This window comes from Paraburkholderia sp. FW306-02-B (assembly GCF_058782725.1).
On sequence record NZ_JBYSXZ010000002.1, the window covers coordinates 2982679 to 3004312 of the forward strand.

Here is a 21634-nt window from a genome sequence, read left to right on the forward strand (position 1 = left end):
CGAGGCGAAACCGATGGCCCTCACCGTGCGCAAACGAAGCCCCTGGTTTCCTTGGCAAACCGTTCCGGCGAGCACGCAGTGCGAGGCGGGAAGGATGATGCCGGAGGCACAACTCTACTATCGGTGTTGGGAAGTACCGCCGCGGCGCGCATAGCGCCGCCGGAAGCATGACTGCCTTGTCACCAGCGCGGAGTGTGCGGGAACACCGATTCCAGATGCGCCACTACCTCCTCCGAGCCAGGGGACCCGCTTAAGAGCTGGCGGTGTAAAGCCGCTTTCTTTTGCCTACTTTTCTTTGCGGCAGGCAAAGAAAAGTAGGTGCTCCCCCGCACAGGGGGAACGCTAATAAACCAATAACAAAACAAGGAAAGGCAACGCCATAGACACACAGCCAAAAGCGCCGCGAAAGGCAAACAAAGCAAGGAAACCCAACGCCGTAGGCATATAACCCATGCCGCCGCCAAAGGCAAAACCCCCCATCACCCTCCTTCATCATCAAAAACCTTCGGATAAACCCTCACGAGCACAATCCGAGGTCCCTTCATTTTCTTGACGACGACGTCAAAACGATCAAACTCAATCCTCTGCCCCTCAGTGGGCAAATCATTGAGCGCTTGAATCACGAGACCGCCGACCGATTCAGCCTTGCCCTCGTCAATATCGATCCCCAACGCGCGTTCCAGCGACACCACCGGCAAACTACCCTTGCCCATCAACGTCCCGTCGTCCATACGGGACCAGTCAGCGTCGCCTTGACGGAATTCGTCGTGAATCTGCCCAACCAGCGCGCCAAGCAGATTGTCCAGCGTCAGAAAACCAATCGGCTTCGAGTTCTTGTGACCGACCAGCGCGAAATGCGGCGCGCCCTTCCGAAAGCGGCGAAACAGTTCGAGCGCCGGCATATCCGGTTTGACGTACTGCACAGGCCGAACGTATTTGGAAAGATCGTCGAGCGTACTGCCCGCATGACGCGCCAGCAGCAGATCCTTCAAATGAATCATGCCGGCCACGCGCTCCCCAGCAGCATCTTCGAACAACGGATAGCGGCTGAAGCGATGCCGCGCCACCACCTGCATGTTCTCGCGCAACGGCAAATCGCGCCGCAAGCCAACCATTTCATAAGGCGGCCGCATCAGATCGGACACGGTCATGCGCGAGAAATCCAGCGAATGCGCGATCGTGTTCCATTCGTCCTGGCTGTATGCGCCGTCCGGCGAACCGAGTCCCGTCGCCACGTTTGCATGGCGGCCGCGCAAGATCAGCTTGAGTTCGTCGGTCGAATAGTGCGAGTCGTGGCCGTGATCCGCCGCGAGTCCCGCGAGCCGCAGCACCGCGTTGGCGCTGGTATTGAGCACCCAGATCGCCGGATACATCGTCCAGTAAAAGCCGTAGAGCGGCGTGGCGGCCCACAGCGAAACCTTCTCCGCTTCGCGAATGGCCAGCGACTTCGGCGCCAGTTCGCCGACCACGATATGCAGGAACGAAATGCACGAGAACGCAAAGAACAGCGAAATGCCGTGGATCAGATTCTCCGACTCCACGCCAAGCAAACTGAAGAGCGGCGTAAGCAGTTGCGCGAACGCCGGCTCTCCGATCCAGCCCAGTCCGAGCGACGCCAGCGTGATGCCGAGCTGACAGGCAGATAGATACGCGTCGAGTCGGCCATGCACCTTCGCCAGCAGACGTCCGCGCATGCCGTGCTGGGTGGCAAGGCTTTGCACGCGCGTCTGCCGCAGCTTGACCAGACCGAATTCGGCGGCGACAAAAAAACCGTTGAGGGCAACGAGAAACAACGCACCAATAAGGGCGACAACCTGGATCAAAGCGGAAGGCTCCGGCAACAAAAGTTGTCAGTATAGAGGGCGAAAGCTCGGCGAAAGTTAATCGCGCGCGGGAAAACGCCGCGACGCCCGGCGCTCACGCGGTTGCCGTCGCGCTGAGCGGCACATGCAGCGCGAGCGTGCCCGCTTCAGCGTCTTGTGTGTCGCTTTGCTCGAAACTGCCGCCGTGGGCCTCCGCGACGCGCTTGCACAGCGCGAACACCCACGCGATCCGTTTGGCTTCGCGCGGTTCGCGCGCCTGTTTGCAGGCAAACGCTTCAAGCACATGCGGCAACGAAGGATCGTCCAGCGCGGCGGCTGTCACGCTGAAGGTGACGGTAGCGTGCCACGTGGCGGCGTCCGCGCGTGCGGCCAGCGTGACGGTCGCGCCCTCCGCGCTCGCTTCGACGGCGAAGGTAAGCATCAGCCACAAGGCGGCGGCAAGGCGCTCCCGGTCGCCGTTGAGTTGCTCGGTAGCCGGTTGCGAGTCGACTGCGATCTCGACGCCGCGCGAGCGGGCCAATCCCGAGCGGACTTCTTCGACCGTTTCGTCGAGTAAAGGATGTAGCGGAAACGGCGCATAAGCGAGCGCCAGCGTTTTGGTTTCGGCGCGCGTCGCGTCGACGATCGTCTCGAGCAGCTTCACTTGCTGGTCCACGCCACTGCGAATGCCGCTCACGGCGCGCTGCGAGTTGGGGTCGTTCGCATCGAGCTTGCGTTCAAGCACGTACGCCCAGCTATGGATGGCATTCAGCGGACCGCGCAGATCGTGCGACACCAGCGACAGCACGTGGTCGCGCATGAACAGCGCGGTCTCCGCCCGCAGACGCGCGGTGCGTTCGGATACGGCGAAACCGGGACGAACCGGCTGGCCGCCGTCGGCTCCGATGGAAGAGGTTGTCACGATCAAGCCCTCTCAGGCGGTATATGAATTGTTAAAAGAAGCCCCATTATAGGCATGCTGCCCGGCGCAACCACCCTGCCCGGACGACCAACATGGCCGCAAACCGCATGCCACGCGGCAATCCTCGGCGACGCATCGCCAACGCGCCTACAATGTCGGTTTTTACGACTTGACCTAAGGAGCGACTCATGTCGACTGTGACTACCGAATCCGGCCTGAAATACGAAGACATCGTTGAAGGCACCGGCGCCGAAGCGGTTGCCGGCAAGACCGTCAGCGTGCACTACACCGGCTGGCTGACCGATGGCCAGAAGTTCGACTCGAGCAAGGACCGCAATGACCCGTTCGCCTTCGTGCTGGGCGGCGGCATGGTCATCAAGGGTTGGGACGAAGGCGTGCAGGGCATGAAGGTCGGCGGCACGCGCAAGCTGACGATTCCGCCGCAACTCGGCTACGGCGTGCGCGGCGCGGGCGGCGTAATTCCGCCGAATGCGACGCTCGTGTTCGAAGTCGAATTGCTCGGCGTCTAAGTTTTTCGCTGCTTGTCGCTGCTTGTAATTGGGGCATCGCAATGAATCACGCAGCCGTCACCGCGCCTAGCGTTTCGTTGCGCCGTTACGGCGCGATCGAAGCGTCGGACGTGCACGACTTTCATCAGGTCGTGCTCGGGCTCGACGGCGCGATGGTGATGGCGGTAGACGGCGTCGCGCAACAGATCGACGCCGGTTCCGCGTGGCTCATTCCAGCCGGCGCGCGGCACGATTACGCGGGCGTCGGTGAGAACCGGCAATTGGTGCTGGATCTGCCGGCCACCTCGCTGGCCGTGCCGGAACGTCTGTTCGACCGCGCCCGGGCGGTGACGGTGGATGCATCGCTCACACAACTCGTGCATCGGATTGCGGCGCATGCCGCAGGCGGCGCTCAGGGCGACGATCTGGATACCCGCCGTTTTCATTGGGACGCCGCGGCGCGTTTAGGCGCAGCGTTGGTAGCCGACGCAGGCATGACGGCTGGCGCACAAGCGCCCGGCGCCGGCCTCGACTTCGCGCGCATCGACCGCTGGCTGCGCACGCATTTATCGGAGCCGCTGCGTGTCGCCGACCTCGCCGCGCATTGCGGCTTCGGCATGCGGCGCTTTCATCAGCTTTTTATCGACGCCTTTGGCGAAACGCCGCATCGCTATTTGCAGCGGCTGAGGCTCGATACGTCGATTACGTTGCTCGCCGATCCGCGCCGTTCGTTGACCGACATCGCGTTCGAGATCGGTTTCGGCGATCAGAGCGCTTACACGCACGCTTTTACGCGGCGTTTCGGTCTGGCGCCCGGGCAGTGGCGCGCGCTGCGCCACTGAATGCCACTGAGTTTTCAACGCGAGCCGCCAGGCGGCCTCCGTTTCCCTTCCAGGTAAAGCTGGTAAAGCCGGTAAAGCGGATTAACCCGCCAAACCACGCTCCAGATCGCCGCGAATATCGCCGGCGTTTTCCAGCCCCACTGCCAGACGGATCAACCCTTCGCTAATGCCAGCCGCTGCACGCGCTTCCGGCGTCACGCGGCCGTGCGTGGTCGTGGCCGGATGCGTGATGGTGGTGCGCGTATCGCCGAGGTTGCCGGTAATCGAGCAGATCTTCGTACTGTCGATCACGCGCCAGGCATTCGCGCGCATCGCCTCAGGCGTATCGCCCTTCAGTTCGAACGACAGGATCGCGCCGCCCGACTTCTGCTGACGCATCGCCAGCGCGTGCTGCGGATGCGATTCGAGCCCCGGATAGAACACGCGATTCACAGCCGGATGCGTTTCCAGCCAGCGCGCGATTTCGAGTGCGTTCGCCGACTGCTTTTCGACCCGCAGCGACAGCGTTTCCATACCTTTGAGCAGCACCCACGCGTTGAACGCGGACAGCGTCGGCCCGGCGCTGCGCACGAACGGAAACACCTTTTCCATGATGAACTGCTTGGAGCCGACCAGCGCGCCGCCGAGCACACGCCCCTGGCCGTCGAGGAACTTGGTGGCCGAATGCATCACGACATCCGCACCGAGCTTCAACGGCTGCTGCAAGGCCGGGCTACAGAAGCAGTTGTCGACCACGAACAGCGCATTGGCCGCCTTGGCGATCTTGCTGATTGCTTCGATATCGGCGACTTCGGTCAGCGGATTCGACGGCGTTTCGAGGAAGAACATCTTCGTCTCGGGTCGCACGGCGTTTTCCCACGCGCCCAGATCGGTCGGATCGACGAAGGTCGTCGTAATGCCGAACTTGCTGAAGATCTGCGAGAACATGCCGAGTGTCGAACCGAACAAGGCTTGCGAGCTGACCAGATGGTCGCCGGCCTGCAGCGCCGACATCACCACCGACATGATCGCGGCCATCCCCGAGGCTGTAGCCATGCACGCTTCGCCGCCTTCGAGCGCCGCCAGACGGTCCTGGAACATCGAGACGGTCGGGTTCGTGAAGCGCGAGTAGGTGTAATTGTCTTCGGAATTCCTGAAGCGCTCGGCGGCATCCGCGGCACTCGCGAAGACGAAGCTCGACGTCAGGAAAATCGCTTCCGAATGTTCGTTGAAGTCACTGCGCACTGTGCCCGAGCGGACTGCCAGCGTATCGAAGTTCAGGGAGTCGTCCATGTTGGTTCTGGTTTCCAATGTTCCATGGCTGCATCCGGCGTGGCTCACATGAGACGAGCATGCAACGCCAAACGGCAGCAACAAAAAAGCCCGCTTTTGCGTCGGCATAAGCGGGCTTCATGTGCGGGGGAAAGCTGGAGCGGAGGCGGATGACTGCGGCTTTTCCACCATTCGCTTTAGCTGTTTCGGGTCGCCCCGCGTCCGCAAGCTGAGATCAAATCGACGCAAGCCGTCATGCTAACACGCTCGCGGCATGGCGTGCAGCGCGCCACGCCGGTTGCGGGACCGCTCAACCCACCGACAATTGCAAATGCAGTTGCGAGCGTGCCGGGCCGCCGTCGATCGCTTCGCTCGCGGCGTCGCGATCCGATTGCGAGGACGGCGCGAGACGCGCGGTTTCGATGCGGTCGAGGTATTCGGTGGTCACATCGCCGGTCACGTAGTTGCCGTCGAAGCACGAAGCCTCGAATTCCTTCAGCGCCGGATTGATGTCGCGCACCGCCTGCTTCAACGCGTCGACGTCCTGATAAACGAGATGGTCGGCGCCGATCATGCGCGCGACTTCTTCGTCCGAACGGCCGTGGGCGACGAGTTCACCGCGCGTCGGCATATCGATACCGTAGACGTTCGGGAACTTCACCGGCGGCGCCGCCGAGGCGAAAATCACCTTGTTCGCGCCCGCGTCACGCGCCATCTGCACGATTTCGTGCGAGGTAGTGCCGCGCACGATCGAATCGTCGACGATCAACACGTTCTTGCCCTTGAACTCGATGCCCATCGCGTTCAGCTTCTGGCGCACCGACTTCTTGCGCATCGCCTGGCCCGGCATGATGAAGGTCCGGCCCACGTAACGGTTCTTGAAGAAGCCTTCGCGATACTCGACGCCCAGCTTCTTGGCGACCTGCATCGCGGCCGGACGCGACGAATCGGGAATCGGCATCACGACGTCGATCGCGACGTCGGGCAACTCGCGTTTGATCTTCTCGGCGAGATAGTCGCCCATGCGCAGACGCACGTTGTAGACCGGCACGCCGTCGAGTACCGAATCCGGACGCGCGAGGTACACGAGTTCGAAAATGCACGGGTTCAGGCTCGGATTCGTCGCACATTGCTGGGCGTGCAGATTGCCGTCGAGGTCGATGAAAATCGCTTCGCCCGGTGCCACGTCACGCACGAACTCGAAACCGATACCTTCGATCGCGACCGATTCCGACGCCAGGATCCACTCGACGCCTTCCGGCGTTTCCTGCTTGCCGAGGCACAACGGACGAATGCCGAACGGGTCGCGGAAAGCAAGCAGACCGTAGCCGGCGATCAACGAAACGATCGCATACGAACCCCGCACCCGGCGATGCACGCCCGACACGGCGTTGAACAGCGCGGCCGGATCGAGTTGCAGGCTCGAACTGGAGAGCTGCAATTCGTGCGCGAGCACGTTGAGCATCACTTCGGTGTCGGAATTGGTATTGATGTGGCGGCGATCGATGCGGAACATCTCATCTTTCAGCTGCTGCCAGTTGGTCAGGTTGCCGTTGTGCGCGAGGATGATGCCGAACGGCGCGTTCACGTAGAACGGCTGGGCTTCTTCTTCGCTCGACGCCGAACCGGCGGTCGGGTAACGGACCTGGCCGATGCCGGTATTGCCGGGCAGGCTGCGCATGTTGCGCGTGCGGAACACGTCGCGCACCATGCCGTTGGCCTTGTGCATGTGGAAATTGCTGCCGTTCGCTGTCGCGATGCCGGCGGCGTCCTGACCGCGGTGCTGCAGGAGCAGCAGGCTGTCATAGATCAGCTGATTGACCGGGGATTGGGAAACTACGCCTACGATGCCGCACATGGCATGTCCTTCAAAGGTACGAAATTCGTAACGGCGGCCGGTGCCTGCGATGGAGCGTAAAAGCAGCCGGATTGCGCCGGAATACTGCGGGCTTCCTCTGATCACCCGCCTGATCGTCACACACGGACGTAGGCAGCGAGCGTCTCGGGAAGCAGCGGTTTCATTACGTGCACGCCGTCGACCGCATAGGGTCGAAGCAGTGCGTTGCGCCAGAATTCCTGTTGGGGCAGTTCGGTCAAGCCTGCCAGGGCGACCAGAATCAGCACCAGAACAACCCCGCGCACGAGGCCGAACATCAAACCAAGCGAGCGGTCTATGCCGCTCAAGCCCGATACCTGCACGATGCGGCTCAGCAGCGCATTCAGCACGCTCGCCACCACCACCACGCCGATCACCACCAGCGCGAACGCCAGCAGCCATTGGGTCAACGCGCCACCCGGCCACGTGGCAGGAATAAACGGCACGACGTAACCGACAAAGCGGCAAGCAATGAAAAACGCCGCGATCCAACCGATCAACCCGAATATCTCAGACAAAAAGCCGCGCCATGTGCCGCGCAAAGCCGACAAACCGATCACCGCCATTACAGCGTAGTCGAAGGCGGTGAACATCGCTCGCTTACTGTGCAGCGCCGTTGTTCGCGCCCGACGTCAAGCCGGCCTCGCGAACCTTCGCAATCGCGGCGCTGGCCGCTGCACGGTCGGCGAACGGACCGGCGCGCAAAAGCGTGCGGGTCGTGCCGTCTGCCTGCTTCCGACGTTCGGTATATGCGGGCACGCCGGCTGCTTTCAACTTGGTTGCCCAACTGCGCGCGCTGGTGTCGTCCGGGAACACGCCGAGCTGCACGGCGAAGCGGCTGCCGGGCGGCGACGCGGGCGTGCCGGAATCGGCGTCCGCGCTTGCGGCGGTGCTGTTCGTGTTGTCCTCGCTCGGGGCCGGAACGTTCGCGGCGCTATGTGCGGTCTGCGGTTTCGCCGGTTTGGCGGGCGTCGGCGCCGCAGGAGCCGTGTTGGCCGCGACGGCCGGCGCTTGCGGCTTGGCAGCGGGCTTCGCTGCGCTCGTTGCCGCGCTCTGCTGCCTGGCGGCGCCGGATTGACTTGGCGCGACAGCCGTCGCCGGTGCAGCCGGTGCAAGGCCGGAAGCGGCGAGTGCCGAGTCGGGCGCCGGATTGTCAGGTGCTACGCCGGCCTGCGTGTCTTCGTCGGCCTTGCTGGCCTTCGGCGCGGGGCGGCTCGGGATGTCGATGGAGATGTCGTCGGTGACGGGCTTAGGATGCGAATCCAGCACCATCGGCAGCACGACGACCGCTGCGACGACCAACGCGATCGCGCCAACGAGCCGGCGCCGCGCACGCTGCTTTTCAGGCAACGTGGGGTCGAGCAGCATCGCATCGGCGTCCACGGCGCGCTCCGTGCGGCGGGTTCGCCGCTCCACGCGTTCGCCACGGGCGGCACGAGTGGAATTGGTATTTGCGCCACGCCGTGAGGGCGTGTCGTCTTTCTTGCCGAACGAGAAAATTCCCATGAATCGCTTGGTTCGAGCCTGGCGCCCGTTCAGTGTTGCTGCGATTTACGGTAGGCCATCACGCCTGCTACCGTATAGAAACTGCCGAAAACCACGATTCTATCATTCTCTGACGCTCGTTTTAGCGCGTCTTGGAAAGCCTCTGCCGGTGTTGCGTAGCGCGTCACACTGCTATCGGCGCTGTCGCTCACGCCCTGCTCGCGCAATGCGGCTTCGAGCTCCTCGGCGGAAGCCGCACGCGGCGTCGGCAAATCGGTTACGCACCAGTGGTCGATTTCGCCTTTCAGGTGAGCCAACACGCCGGCAATATCCTTGTCGCGCATCGCGCCGAACACGGCGTACGTGTACGGGAAAAAGCCCATATTGCCGAGGTTTTGCGTAAGCACGGCGGCGGCATGCGGATTGTGCCCGACATCGAGCACGATGGCCGGCTTGCCGGGCAACACCTGGAAGCGCCCCGGCAATTCGACGTTGGCAAGGCCGAGCCGAATGTCCTGCGCCGAAACCGGCAAACGGTCGCGCAGCGCTTCGAGAGCGGCGAGCGCCGCCGACGTGTTGATCAACTGGTTCGCGCCACGCAGCGCCGGATAGGCGAGCGCCGAGCGGCGCATCGTCGGGCCCACATAGCTCCATTGCTGGCGCTCGCTGCCCGCCTGCCCTTCGTAGCGGAAATCGCGTCCGAATAGCCACAGTTCGGCGCCGATCTGTTCGGCGTAATCGATCAGCGTTTGCGGCGGCACCGGATCGGCGCAGATTGCCGGTTTGCCCGCGCGGAAAATGCCGGCCTTTTCGAAGGCGATTTTCTCGCGCGTGTCGCCCAGATAATCGGTGTGATCGATATCGATGCTGGTAATGATCGCGCAGTCCGTGTCGAGGATGTTGACCGCGTCCAGGCGGCCACCGAGGCCCACTTCGAAAATCGCCGCATCGAGTCCGCGCGAAGCGAACAGACTCATGATCGCCAGCGTCGTGAATTCGAAATACGTCAGCGTGACCGGCTCAGCGAGGCTCAGGCGCGCGGCTTCAACTGCTTCGAAGTGCGGCAGCAGATCGGCATCGCTCGCGGTTTCGCCATTCACGCGCGCGCGCTCGTTGAACGACAACAAATGCGGCGACGTGTGGCAGCCGACCGTGAAGCCGGCGCGCAGCAAAATCGATTCGAGGATCGCGCAGGTCGAACCCTTGCCGTTCGTGCCGCCGACCGTGATGACCGGACACGCGAACGACAACTGCATCGCGTCGCGTACCTTGGAGATGCGAGCCAAACCCATGTCGATGCCGACCGGATGCGCGGATTCAAGGTGCGTAAGCCACGCGTCGAGAGTGGGGAATGTGGTCATCGAAAACTACGAGTAGGAGTGCGGGCAGCCGTCGCGGTGTCACGAGACCGTGATTATCCCGGAAATGACAGCGCGCCGCTTGATGACTCTCGCGGCGCGCTATTTTGGGCTGCTTTTCGTACAATCGCCGCGCTTCGAAGGCACGGCGCTGATTAATGCTTTGGCGAATCGATACAGCCGCTTCGCTTATCGCTTACGCGACCGCGTCAGCCGGCTGGCGACTCAGCAGCGCCATCAGTTGCGCGAGTTCTTCACGCAGCTTGCGACGGTCGACGATCATATCGACCGCGCCCTTCGTCAGCAGGAACTCGGCGCGCTGGAAGCCTTCCGGCAGTTTCTCGCGCACGGTTTGTTCGATCACGCGCGGGCCGGCAAAGCCGATCAGCGCCTTCGGTTCCGCGATCACCACGTCGCCGAGGAAGGCGAAACTCGCCGAGACGCCGCCCATGGTCGGGTCGGTCAGTACCGAGATGAACGGCAGCCTGGCTTCGGCCAGCCTGGTCAGCATGGCCGTGGTCTTGGCCATTTGCATCAGCGACAGCAAGCTTTCCTGCATCCGCGCACCGCCCGAAGCGGTGAAGCAGATGAACGGCACTTGCTGTTCCAGCGCGTTCTGTGCGCCGCGCGCGAAACGCTCGCCGACGACCGAACCCATCGAGCCGCCCATAAACGAGAACTCGAAGCACGCGACCACTACGGGCAGCGTGTGGATTGCGCCGCCCATCACGACCATTGCGTCGGTTTCGTCGGTGTCGTCCATCGCCTCTTTCAGGCGCTCCGGGTATTTGCGGCTGTCTTTGAACTTGAGCGCGTCGACCGGCACGATTTCCTGGCCGATTTCATAGCGGCCTTCCGGATCGAGCAGGCCGTCGAGCCGCTCACGCGCGCCGATGCGCATGTGATGGTCGCATTTCGGGCAAACATGCAGATTGGCCTCGACGTCGTTGCGGTACAGCACCGCTTCGCACGACGGGCACTTGATCCACAAGCCTTCCGGAATCCCCTTGCGGTTCTTCGGATCGGTTTGCTTGATTTTCGGCGGCAGCAGCTTATCGAGCCAGCTCATATTGAATCCTTCTGGGGTCAACGGTTGCGCAAACGGCGGGACAAACCCGCCGCTCACACTACAGAAGACAAAAATAACTGTTATCGGGCAGTCGCAACGCTGTCCAGCGCCTCGCGCACTTCGGCGACGAAACGCGTCAGCGTCTCGGCAGCGGTGTCGGGCGCGGCTTGTTCGAGCAATTGCACGATACGGCTGCCGATCACGACGGCATCGGAAACCTCGGCCACCGCACGCGCCGTTTGCGCGTCGCGGATGCCGAAACCGACGCCCACCGGCAGGGGTACGCGCGACTTGATGGCCGGGATTTTACTCGCGATGCTGGAAACGTCCAGATTTGCCGCTCCGGTCACCCCTTTGAGCGACACATAATAAACGTAGCCGCTGGCGATTTTGCCGACTTCCGCGATGCGCTCGTCCGTTGAGGTGGGCGCAAGCAAAAATATCGGATCGATGCCGGCGGATCGCATCTGTTCAGCGAAGTCAGCACACTCTTCAGGCGGGTAATCGACCACCAGTACGCCGTCTACGCCCGCTTCCTTCGCGGCCTTGGCAAACGCTTCGGTGCCCATGCGCTCGATCGGATTGGCGTAGCCCATCAACACGACCGGCGTCTTGTCATCGGTTTCGCGGAAGCGTTTGACGTCGGCGATGACGTGGCGCAGCGATACGCCTTGCGCCAGAGCGCGCTCGGACGATTGCTGGATCACTGGACCGTCGGCCATCGGGTCGGAAAACGGCACGCCAAGTTCGATCACGTCGGCGCCGCCGGCGGCGAGCGCATGCATGAATTCGACCGTGCGAGCCGGGTCCGGGTCGCCGGCCGTCATGAACGGAATCAGCCCTTTCTTACCTTGTGCGGACAGCGCAGCAAATGTGTTGTTGATACGGGACATGGAATATTCTCGGATTTGGGCTACTGCGCGCTTATTGCGCCTCGGTTAGCCGTTCAGTTTCGGCTGCAACCGGCCGGGCAACAGCGGAAGCCGCCGCAGCCGCGCTGACGCGTTCGCGCGCTATCGCGCAGTAACTTTCATTGATCTCATAGCCGACGAATTCGCGCTGCTGACGGGCGCAAGCGACTGCGGTGGTGCCGCTGCCCATGAAGGGATCGAGCACGCGCCCGCCCTTCGGACAACTTGCCAGCACCATACGCTCGACAATTTCCAGAGGCTTCTGGGTCGGATGATCGACGCGTTCGGCGTGTTGCCGATGCAGTCGCGACACCGACCAGACATCCTTCGGATTATAGCCAAGCTCCAGCCACTTGCTTCCTTCGAACAACTTACGCGAACGCGCCTTCTTCGTGACGGCATCGTACGGGATGCGGACGGGATCGAGATCGAAGTAATAATCCTTCGATACCGCGAAAAAGCCGATGTTGTCGTGCACCGACGTGAAACGGCGCACCGTTCCGCCCATGCTCGGCACGCGCCGGTCCCAGATGATTTCGTTGATCATCGTGAGCTTCGTCTTCAGGAAACAGAAGATTTCCGGCGCGTACTGCCATGTGCAGAAGATATACAGCGAACCCGACGGCTTGAGCTTTGGAATGGCCCGCTCGAGCCAACTGCGCGTCCAGGCGAGAAAATCGTCGCCTGAACGCATGTCGGAGTCGTTGCCATAATCCTTGCCGAGCCCGTAAGGCGGATCGCAAAGGATCAGGTCGATCGACCGGTCGGGGATGTTCGCCACATCGGTCAGAAAATCGCGGTTCAACAGCTGGATGCCGGCAGGTACCTGCGGTAACAAAGATGCAGGCACCTCGGCCGCCATGATGCCGGCGGCCGGGTTGGTTTCAACCGCGGGCTGGGGCTCGTCGAACTCGTCGCGCATCGTCGCGGCGCTCAGAACTGGATACCCGATCGCTCAGCGACCGTGTGCATGTCCTTGTCGCCGCGGCCCGACAGATTGACCAGAAGGTACTTGTCCTTCGGCAGCGTGGGCGCGAGTTTCGCGGCGTAGGCCAGCGCATGGCTGGATTCCAGTGCCGGAATGATGCCTTCAATGCGACAGCAATCGTGGAAGGCTTTAAGCGCTTCTTCGTCGGTGATGCCGACATATTGCGCCCGCTTGCTGTCTTTTAGCCACGCGTGCTCGGGGCCGACGCCCGGGTAGTCGAGGCCAGCCGACACCGAATGCGTCTCGATGATCTGGCCGTTCTCGTCCTGCAGGAGATAGGTCCGATTGCCGTGCAGTACGCCCGGGCTTCCGCCGATCAGCGACGCCGCGTGACGACCAGTTTCCAGGCCGTCACCCGCCGCTTCGACGCCGATCAATTGCACCGATGTGTCGTCAATGTACGGGTAAAATATACCCATCGCATTCGATCCACCACCAACGCACGCGATCACGGCGTCCGGCTGGCGGCCGACCAGTTCCGGCATTTGCACCTTGCACTCATCGCCGATCACGCGCTGGAAGTCGCGCACCATCATCGGATAAGGATGCGGTCCCGCGACCGTACCGATGATGTAGAAGGTGTTTTCGACGTTAGTGACCCAGTCGCGCATCGCTTCGTTGAGCGCATCCTTCAGCGTCCGCGAACCGGACTCGACCGGCACGACAGTCGCGCCGAGCAGCTTCATCCGGTACACGTTAGCGGCTTGGCGGCGAACGTCTTCGGCACCCATATAGACGACGCATTCCATGCCAAAACGCGCCGCAATGGTCGCCGTGGCGACGCCGTGCTGACCCGCGCCGGTTTCCGCGATCACGCGCGGTTTGCCCATACGCCTGGCAAGCAGCGCTTGTCCGATCACGTTATTGACTTTGTGAGCACCGGTGTGATTCAGGTCTTCGCGCTTCAGGAAAACCTGCGCGCCGCCGAGTAGTTCGCTCCAGCGTTGCGCGTGATAAATCGGCGACGGACGGCCAACGAAGTACTTCAGCTCGCGCTCGTATTCAGCGACGAATTCCGGGTCTTTCTGATATTTCTCGTACGCGGCACGCAACTCGTCGAGCGCGTGAACCAGCGTTTCAGCGACGAACACGCCGCCATATTGGCCGAAATGGCCTCTTTCGTCAGGCAAGTTATACATAACGATCACTCTTCTCAGTGTGGCGCGCGGACTTCATGCGAGAAAACCGCGCCACCAGAATCATTCGGCGTCCGCTTCGCGCACTGCGCGTACGAACGCCGCCATCCGGGCGTGATCCTTCACGCCCTTGGCGCCCGGCACTTCGATGCCGCTCGAGACATCGACCGCGTACGGGCGCACGCGATGGATCGCGTCACTGACGTTTTGCGCGTTCAACCCACCACTCAAAACGGCCCGACGCGCGAGCTCTGCTGGAATAAGTGACCAATCGAAAACCTTCCCGCCGCCGCCATAGCCTTCGACATGAGTGTCGAACAGGAGGCCGCTGGCTGCTGAATAGTTAAGCGCCGATTTTACCAAATCAGCGGGCTGAGTATCCGTCGCGATGCGCAACGCGCGCAACCAAGGCAAACCCGCAAAGCTGGCGAGCGATTCGCACTGCTCCGCGGTCTCGTCGCCGTGGAATTGCAGCAGCGTAAGCCCGACATTGCTTGCGACTTCGCGGACCCAGTCCGGCGTCGCGTTGACGAACAAGCCGACTACCGATACGAACGGCGGCACGTCGTGCACCAGCTCGACCGCCTGCGCCACGCTGACCGAGCGCGGGCTGGGCGGATAGAACACGAGGCCAATCGCGTCGGCGCCGAGGTCAATCGCGTGCGTGACATCTTCAGGCTTCGACAAGCCGCAGAGCTTGATGCGCGTGCGGCGCGGCGCGGCTTGACACGGTTTGCCTGCTTGGGCTTCGGCCGCCAGGTTTTCGGTTGAATTCATGATTTCGGTTGCTCGCTCCATACGGTACTCCACGGCACGCTGCCGGTCTGCGGCGCGGGCACGTCGAATTGCTCAGGATAGCCCACCTGCGCCAGGTACAGGCCGTCTGGCATGAAGGTCGGCGCGGCGCAATCACGATCGCCGCTGACGAGAACTTCGGCCATCCATTCGACCGGATGGCGTCCGCGACCGACAGCGACGAGGCATCCCATCAGGTTGCGCACCATGTGATGCAGGAACGCGTTCGCTCGAAAGCGGAAATGGATGAAGTCGCCCTGTTGCCGCAAGTCGATCTGATACAGATGCTTGACCGGCGTTTTCGCCTGACATTGCGACGAACGGAACGCGGAAAAATCGTGTTCGCCGATCAGGCAGACAGCGGCGGCACGCATCGCGTCGACGTCGAGCGGCATGTGCACCCAACCGGCCCGCGTGGCCAGCATCGGCGAGCGCACCGGGTTCACGTACAGCACGTAATGATAAGTGCGCTCGAACGCCGAGAAACGCGCGTGGAACTCGTCGGGCATAGGCTTGGCCCACTGCACGGAGATGGTTTGCGGCAGAAACGCATTGGTGCCGCGAACCCATGAAAAATCCGCGCGATCGAGTTCGGTATCGAAATGCACGACCTGGCCGAGACCGTGCACGCCCGTATCCGTACGACCCGCGACGACCGTTTGCACCGTCGTCTGCGCAAACTCGCGAAGCGCCCGTTCGAGTTCGTCCTGCACCGTCTTGCCGTGCGGCTGCGACTGCCAACCGCAGAATGCCGAGCCGTCGTACTGAACGCCTAAAGCGATACGCTTCTTCACGACAACGGTGCGAGCGTCGAGAGCAACGTGCGGGCTTCGGTGCGCGTGGCCGGATCGTTCGCTTCGATCACTTCGTTGATGAGCGCGCGCGCACCGGACAGGTCGCCGAGGTCGATGTATTCGGCGGCCAGATCGAGCTTGTTACGGGCGATGCGCTTGAGATCGGCCTGCGTGAAGGCCGGCAGCGGCTGAGCGGGGCTCGGCGGCAACTCGAGGTCGAAGTCGAGGTTCAGCGCGCCGAAGCCAGCCGCGCCCAGGCCCGCAACCGCCGCGGGGCCCGCCGTGCCAGAGGCGATTTCATTGGCGATATGTGGGGCGTCGTCGTCCGGATCGTGAGGCGCAACGGCCTGGTGCGCGGCAGTCTCCGGGGACGCAACCGGCTGCGTCGCGAGCGATGCGGGCGCGGTCCCGGCGGCATCGCTCGATTCGACGCGCGGCGGCAATGGCATGTCGAGACTGCTGAAGGCGTTGACGGCGTCGCGCGGGAATTCAGTCGGTACCGTCGGCGCGGGCTGAGCTTGCGCGGCGGGAGCCGGCTCGAAGTGTGGTGCGCTCGCGGGCGGCGTGTCCTGTGACGAGAACGGCGCTGCGGGCGCCGGATGCGTCGACGCGTCGTCGTCCGGCTGGCCGAACGGCGAAGTCGTGTGCGGCTCGACGTACGGCTGCGGCGCGTTCAGATCGTCGTGCGGCTTCGTGACCGGCGCGGCTGGCTCGTCGTCCCATTGCAGACGGTGGGGCGGCGGCTCCTCTTGATGCAGGACCTCGCTGACCGGCTCGAGCGGCGTCATTGGCAACGCTTCGGCGCCGAGTTCGGCGGCGGCTGCAAGGCTTGCGGCTGTGGTCGCGCCGTCGAAGTTGTCGTGATGGGCCGCCGGAATGGGTTCGGACGTAAAGCCGCCGTCAGCGGTTGGCAAGACGTCGGGGTTCGGTTGCGCTGGTTCGAAGGGCGCTGGCGCCGAGCGGCGTTCTTGCCAAGGGTACTCAGACGCGGCGGGCTCTTGCGCCGGGAAGGGGGCGCTGGTCGTGTCGGGTTGGTGGGCCGCCGCTTCGCGCGCTGCTGTCGCACGTTCTGCCGCCGCTTGCTCCGCTACACGTTCCGCCGCTGCACGTTCCGCCGCTGCACGTTCTGCCGCCACACGCTCCGCTGCCTCGCGTTCTGCCGCTGCTCGCTCCGCTGCCTCACGCTCCCGCGCTGCTGCTAGTCGCTGTTCCGCTTCACGTTCCGCCGCGGCACGTTCCGCTGCTTCCCGCGCCGCCGCCTCGCCTTCTGCGGCCTCACGCTCTGCTGCCGCCAGTGCCGCCGCGCGCTGCATTGCTACGTCGTCGCTCACATCTGCCGATTCGCTCACGGGAAGCTGTTCACGCGTCGAAGCGATCTCCTGCGCTTCAGCCGCTCGCGCTGACGCCGTCACGTCATCGTCTGTACGCGTAGCTTCAGCCGCGGCAATCCCCTCGCGCTTACGGCGACGCAGACGCAAAGCCGCCAGCAATGCCACCAACGCTGCGCCAACCGCCGCCGCCACGCTCAAATCCGTTTGCGACATCGCGGGTTCGTTCGACGTGGAAATCGCCGCACCGCTATGACCGGCCACGACCGCCGCGGACGACGCCCCCACCGACGGCTGCGCGCCGGTCGAGGCGGTGCCCGTTGCTGTCGTCGAACCGCCGATGCCGTGCTTCTGCAACTCCATCAGCACACGGTTTTTCAGCGCAAGCAATTGCTGCAAGCTGGACACCTGGACATGCGCTTGCGATGCTGGCTGAGCGGCCGTCGCGGGAGCAGCCGTAGCACCTGGCACCGATGCTCCTTCGGCCGGTTCGCTGGCGGAAGGCTGGATCGACCCGGACCACGCATGCGCGCCGCTGGCCGACAACGCGGCCGAGGCTGCCGCCTGCGAACCCGCTAGCGGCACGGACGAAACCGCGCCCGCCACGGCGTGGGCCGCGCTCGCTGCCGCGGCATTGACCTGCGCTCCCCCGCTCGCCGCACCAACCGCCGCTGGCGCGTTCGACGCGGAGGCAGGCGCAGGGGCGGATGCAGCAACAGCCGCAGACCCCGCACTCGCCGAAGAAGCCGCCAACGCCCCTGACGCATCCAGCGCCGGCACCGTCAACACCGCACCCATCCGCATCCGGCTCGGGTCATGGCTCATGAAGGCGTTCGGATTCGAATCGAACAACGCGCGTGAGGCGCGCGCGAGCGTCGCCCGGTCGTGCGATTGCGTGACGGCAATCGCCACATCGTTCAGCGACTGCCCAGGCCGAACCGTGTATTGACTGCCCGCGGCATATGACGTGGACGCGGAAGCCGACGCGCCCTCTGGCGCGCTCGCGGCGTCGCTCGGCGCTGCCAACGCGTTACCTGCGCCGGCGCTAACGCCGGCCAGCGCAAAAGCCAAAGCAGCCGCAGCCGCCAGGCGGCCTGCACGTTGACGAATAAACATAGCCCGAAGGGAAGAGAGTCGAAGGTTCATCGGGACTCCTGGCGCATCAGCGCGCAGCCCTTGTTTGCGGTTGGAAAGAGACAAGATAATCGGGGCACACAATGAAAAAAGCGTCGCGGGAAACGCGACGCTTTCTGAGTTTTCTACGCGTCGTGAGCGCGTAGTTTACTTTACTTGTCGAGCACAATGCGCAGCATGCGACGCAGCGGTTCGGCCGCGCCCCACAGAAGCTGATCGCCGACCGTGAAGGCCGACAGATATTCGCCGCCCATGGCCAGCTTGCGCACACGGCCGACCGGCACTGTCAGCGTGCCCGTCACCACCGCGGGGGACAGATCGCGCATCGACGCTTCGCGTTCGTTCGGCACGACCTTGACCCAGTCGTTGCCCGACGCAAGGATGCTGTTCACTTCGTCCAGCGGCACGTCCTTGTTCAGCTTGATGGTCAGCGCCTGCGAGTGGCAGCGCATGGCGCCGATCCGCACGCAGAGGCCATCCACCGGAATCGAACCCGGCGCGCCCATGGCCGGCTTGCCGAGGATCTTGTTGGTCTCGGCGCCGCCCTTCCATTCTTCCTTCGACATGCCGTTGCCGAGATCCTTGTCGATCCACGGAATCAACGAGCCGGCGAGCGGCACGCCGAAGTGATCGGTCGGCATACGGTCGCTGTTCATCGCGTTCAGCACGCGGCGGTCGATGTCGAGAATCGCCGACGACGGATCCGCCAGATCTTCCTTGGCCGCGCCGTACAGCGTGCCCATTTGCTGCAGCAGCTCACGCATGTTTTGCGCGCCCGCGCCCGAAGCGGCCTGATACGTCATGGCCGTCATCCAGTCGACGAGGTTTTCGCGGAACAGGCCGCCGAGCGCCATCAGCATCAGGCTGACCGTGCAGTTGCCGCCGATGAAATTCTTCTGGCCCTTGACCAGTGCATTCTTGATCACGTCGAGGTTGACCGGATCAAGAATGATGACCGCGTCGTCCTTCATGCGCAGCGACGAAGCCGCGTCGATCCAGTAGCCGTTCCAGCCCGCTGCGCGCAGCTTCGGGAACACTTCATTCGTATAATCGCCGCCCTGGCAGGAGATGATCGCTTCGCACTTCTTCAGGTCTTCGATGCTTGTTGCATCTTTGAGCTTGGTCTCGTTTTTGGCGAACGACGGCGCGTTGCCGCCCGCATTGCTGGTGCTGAAAAACACCGGTTCGATCAAGTCGAAATCGCCTTCCTGCTGCATACGTTGCATCAGGACGCTGCCGACCATGCCGCGCCAACCTACGAGACCTACGTTCATGACTTCATACCCTTCGAGTGGAAACTTCCCCGCATCTTTGCCCGCAGTGACCGCGCGGGGAAGATGAGCGGGCACGACGGACGATCAGCGTTTCGTGATCGTTTTCGGGGTAATCGTTTTGATGGTAATGGCGAACTCAACCACACGGGCCGTTTTGCCGTGGAGTTTGGAAATCGAGGAGATTTGGGAGATCTGCGCCATCGCTACAATATACACGAAAACCGGAATCTGGCGACGCCATCGTCCGTATTACGCGCGAATTGGCCTGTTTTCGAGGCCAATCCGCGTTTTAAAGGCCGTTTGAGGGCCTAACGACTGCTTACGCTTAAAGCGCTTTACAGCGCGGCGACCACCGCGTCGCCCATCGCCGCGGTGCCGACTTGCTGGCAGCCCGGCGTCAGAATGTCGCCAGTGCGGAAGCCTTGCTCGAGCACCTTCTTGACCGCGCTTTCGATGCGATCGGCCTGTTCCGCCTTGTTCAGCGAATAGCGCAGCATCATCGCGGCGGACAGAATCGTGGCCAGCGGATTCGCCACGCCCTTGCCGGCGATATCCGGCGCGGAACCGTGCGACGGCTCGTACAAGCCCTTGTTGTTCTTGTCGAGCGAGGCCGACGGCAGCATGCCGATCGAACCCGTCAGCATCGCGGCTTCGTCGGAGAGGATGTCGCCGAACATGTTGCCGGTGACGATCACGTCGAACGACTTCGGCGCCTTCACCAGTTGCATGGCCGCGTTGTCGACGTACATATGCGACAGTTCGACGTCCGCATATTCCTTCGACACGTCGATCATCACGTCTTTCCAGAACTGCGACGTTTCGAGCACGTTGGCCTTATCGACCGAGGTCAGCTTCTTGCCGCGCTTTTGCGCCGCCTGAAACGCGACGTGCGCGATACGGCGCACTTCGGGCTCCGAATAACGCATCGTGTCGAAACCTTCCTTCGAACCGGCAAAGAGGCCATCCGGCGCTTCGCGCACGCCGCGCGGCGAGCCGAAGTAGATGTCGCCGTTCAGTTCGCGCACGATCAGGATATCGAGGCCCGAAACAATCTCTTCCTTCAACGACGAAGCGCCCGTCAGTTGCGGATAGCAGATCGCCGGACGGAAGTTCGCGAACAATTGCAGGTGCTTGCGCAGACCGAGAATCGCCTGCTCCGGACGCAGCGCGCGTTCGAGCGTGTCGTATTTCCAGTCGCCAACGGCGCCGAACAGGATCGCATCGGCTTCTTTAGCCAGCGCGAGCGTCGAATCGGGCAGCGGATGACCCTTCGCTTCGTAGCCCGCGCCGCCAACCGGCGCTTCTTCGAGTTCGAACTTTTCGCCGAGCACGTTCAGGACCTTGACGGCCTCCTTGACGATTTCGGGACCGATGCCGTCGCCCGGCAAGACTGCGATCTTCATGCGAATTTCCTTGATGATTTTCTTCGAGACTTCTGAGCTTGAATCAGCGAACGGGATCTAGGCCCTTACGCCTTTAGCCGACGATGCGGTGATTCAGCCACGGCTGCTTCGCGATCCGCTCCGCTTCGAACTGGCGAATCTTGTCCGCGTGACGCAACGTGAGGCCGATATCGTCGAAGCCGTTCAGCAGGCAGTATTTACGGAAACCCGCGACTTCGAACGGATATTCGGTGCCGTCGCCGACGCGCACGACTTGCGCTTCGAGGTCGATGGTCAGCTGGAAGCCATTGAACGCGTACGTTTCATTGAACAGGTGATCGACTTGCTGTTCGCTCAGCACGATCGGCAGCAGGCCGTTCTTGAAGCAGTTGTTGTAGAAAATATCGGCGAAGCTCGGCGCGATCAGCGCACGGAAGCCGTATTGCTGCAACGCCCACGGCGCGTGCTCACGCGAGCTGCCGCAGCCGAAGTTCTTGCGCGCCAGCAGCACTGACGCGCCTTGATAGCGCGGCTGGTTCAGCACGAAATCCGGATTCAGCGGACGCTTCGAATTGTCCTGACCCGGTTCGCCGTGGTCGAAGTAACGCCATTCATCGAACGCGTTCGGCCCGAAACCCGTGCGCTTGATCGACTTCAGGAACTGCTTCGGAATGATCGCGTCCGTATCGACGTTCTCGCGATCGAGCGGCGCCACGACGCCGGTGTGTACGATGAATTTATCCATGACGCTTGCGCCTGTTTCAAGACCGGACGATGC

General features: G+C 62.8%; 19 protein-coding genes. 2 read left to right on the plus strand and 17 right to left on the minus strand.

Annotated features, from left to right (window positions below; genetic code table 11):
* Positions 1-479: 479 nt before the first annotated feature.
* Both AC3WOG_RS34695 and AC3WOG_RS34700 read right to left on the minus strand, forming a co-directional pair.
* Positions 480-1823, minus strand: a complete 1344-nt coding sequence (locus tag AC3WOG_RS34695) for a hemolysin family protein (protein WP_492582225.1) — start codon at positions 1821-1823, stop codon at positions 480-482.
* A 94-nt stretch (positions 1824-1917) separates the two neighbouring features.
* Complete coding sequence (locus tag AC3WOG_RS34700; RefSeq protein ID WP_492582226.1) at positions 1918-2724, minus strand: sensor histidine kinase; 807 nt, start codon at positions 2722-2724, stop codon at positions 1918-1920.
* 188 nt (positions 2725-2912) lie between these two features.
* On the opposite strand from AC3WOG_RS34700, the gene AC3WOG_RS34705 reads away from it, so the two are divergent.
* Positions 2913-3254, plus strand: coding sequence for an FKBP-type peptidyl-prolyl cis-trans isomerase (locus AC3WOG_RS34705; protein ID WP_027803023.1), 342 nt, complete (start codon positions 2913-2915; stop codon positions 3252-3254).
* Positions 3255-3295: 41 nt separating this feature from the next.
* Positions 3296-4075 (plus strand): helix-turn-helix domain-containing protein, encoded by a 780-nt coding sequence (locus tag AC3WOG_RS34710; protein WP_492582227.1) that lies wholly within the window; start codon positions 3296-3298, stop codon positions 4073-4075.
* 81 nt (positions 4076-4156) lie between these two features.
* On the opposite strand, the gene AC3WOG_RS34715 is transcribed toward AC3WOG_RS34710, so the two are convergent.
* From AC3WOG_RS34715 to leuD, 15 genes are all read right to left on the minus strand, one after another.
* The gene (locus AC3WOG_RS34715; protein ID WP_492582228.1) at positions 4157-5347 is read right to left on the minus strand and encodes an O-succinylhomoserine sulfhydrylase; all 1191 of its coding nucleotides are present in this window, start codon (positions 5345-5347) and stop codon (positions 4157-4159) included.
* 289 nt (positions 5348-5636) lie between these two features.
* A complete protein-coding gene (gene purF, locus AC3WOG_RS34720) occupies positions 5637-7184 on the minus strand; it encodes an amidophosphoribosyltransferase (protein ID WP_492582229.1) in 1548 nt (515 codons plus the stop codon).
* A gap of 116 nt (positions 7185-7300) precedes the next feature.
* Positions 7301-7795 carry a CvpA family protein gene (locus AC3WOG_RS34725; RefSeq protein WP_492582230.1) on the minus strand — a complete coding sequence of 165 codons (495 nt, stop codon included), beginning with the start codon at positions 7793-7795 and terminating at the stop codon, positions 7301-7303.
* Between the two features lie 7 nt (positions 7796-7802).
* Positions 7803-8708: an SPOR domain-containing protein gene (locus AC3WOG_RS34730; protein ID WP_492582231.1), complete on the minus strand. Its 906-nt coding sequence runs from the start codon at positions 8706-8708 to the stop codon at positions 7803-7805.
* A gap of 29 nt (positions 8709-8737) precedes the next feature.
* Positions 8738-10048, minus strand: a complete 1311-nt coding sequence (folC, locus tag AC3WOG_RS34735; RefSeq protein WP_492582232.1) for a bifunctional tetrahydrofolate synthase/dihydrofolate synthase — start codon at positions 10046-10048, stop codon at positions 8738-8740.
* A 193-nt stretch (positions 10049-10241) separates the two neighbouring features.
* Complete coding sequence (accD, locus tag AC3WOG_RS34740) at positions 10242-11114, minus strand: acetyl-CoA carboxylase, carboxyltransferase subunit beta (protein WP_492582233.1); 873 nt, start codon at positions 11112-11114, stop codon at positions 10242-10244.
* Between the two features lie 80 nt (positions 11115-11194).
* A complete protein-coding gene (gene trpA, locus AC3WOG_RS34745) occupies positions 11195-12007 on the minus strand; it encodes a tryptophan synthase subunit alpha (RefSeq protein ID WP_492582234.1) in 813 nt (270 codons plus the stop codon).
* Between the two features lie 31 nt (positions 12008-12038).
* Positions 12039-12947 (minus strand): DNA-methyltransferase, encoded by a 909-nt coding sequence (locus tag AC3WOG_RS34750; RefSeq protein WP_492582235.1) that lies wholly within the window; start codon positions 12945-12947, stop codon positions 12039-12041.
* Positions 12948-12958: 11 nt separating this feature from the next.
* Positions 12959-14152, minus strand: coding sequence for a tryptophan synthase subunit beta (gene trpB / locus AC3WOG_RS34755; RefSeq protein WP_341317143.1), 1194 nt, complete (start codon positions 14150-14152; stop codon positions 12959-12961).
* Between the two features lie 60 nt (positions 14153-14212).
* Entirely contained in the window at positions 14213-14926 is a 714-nt protein-coding gene (locus AC3WOG_RS34760) for a phosphoribosylanthranilate isomerase (protein WP_492582236.1), read from the minus strand.
* Positions 14923-15738, minus strand: a complete 816-nt coding sequence (gene truA, locus AC3WOG_RS34765; protein WP_492582237.1) for a tRNA pseudouridine(38-40) synthase TruA — start codon at positions 15736-15738, stop codon at positions 14923-14925. The genes AC3WOG_RS34760 and truA overlap by 4 nt, the downstream gene beginning before the upstream one ends.
* Entirely contained in the window at positions 15735-18212 is a 2478-nt protein-coding gene (locus AC3WOG_RS34770; protein WP_492582238.1) for a FimV C-terminal domain-containing protein, read from the minus strand. Before AC3WOG_RS34770 ends, truA begins: the two co-directional genes overlap by 4 nt.
* Positions 18213-18352: 140 nt before the next feature.
* On the minus strand, positions 18353-19474 hold the full coding sequence (gene asd / locus AC3WOG_RS34775) for an aspartate-semialdehyde dehydrogenase (protein WP_492582239.1): 1122 nt from the start codon (positions 19472-19474) through the stop codon (positions 18353-18355).
* 335 nt (positions 19475-19809) lie between these two features.
* Complete coding sequence (gene leuB / locus AC3WOG_RS34780) at positions 19810-20877, minus strand: 3-isopropylmalate dehydrogenase (RefSeq protein WP_492582240.1); 1068 nt, start codon at positions 20875-20877, stop codon at positions 19810-19812.
* Positions 20878-20950: 73 nt separating this feature from the next.
* Positions 20951-21601, minus strand: coding sequence for a 3-isopropylmalate dehydratase small subunit (gene leuD / locus AC3WOG_RS34785; protein ID WP_492582241.1), 651 nt, complete (start codon positions 21599-21601; stop codon positions 20951-20953).
* Between the last annotated feature and the right edge of the window lie 33 nt (positions 21602-21634).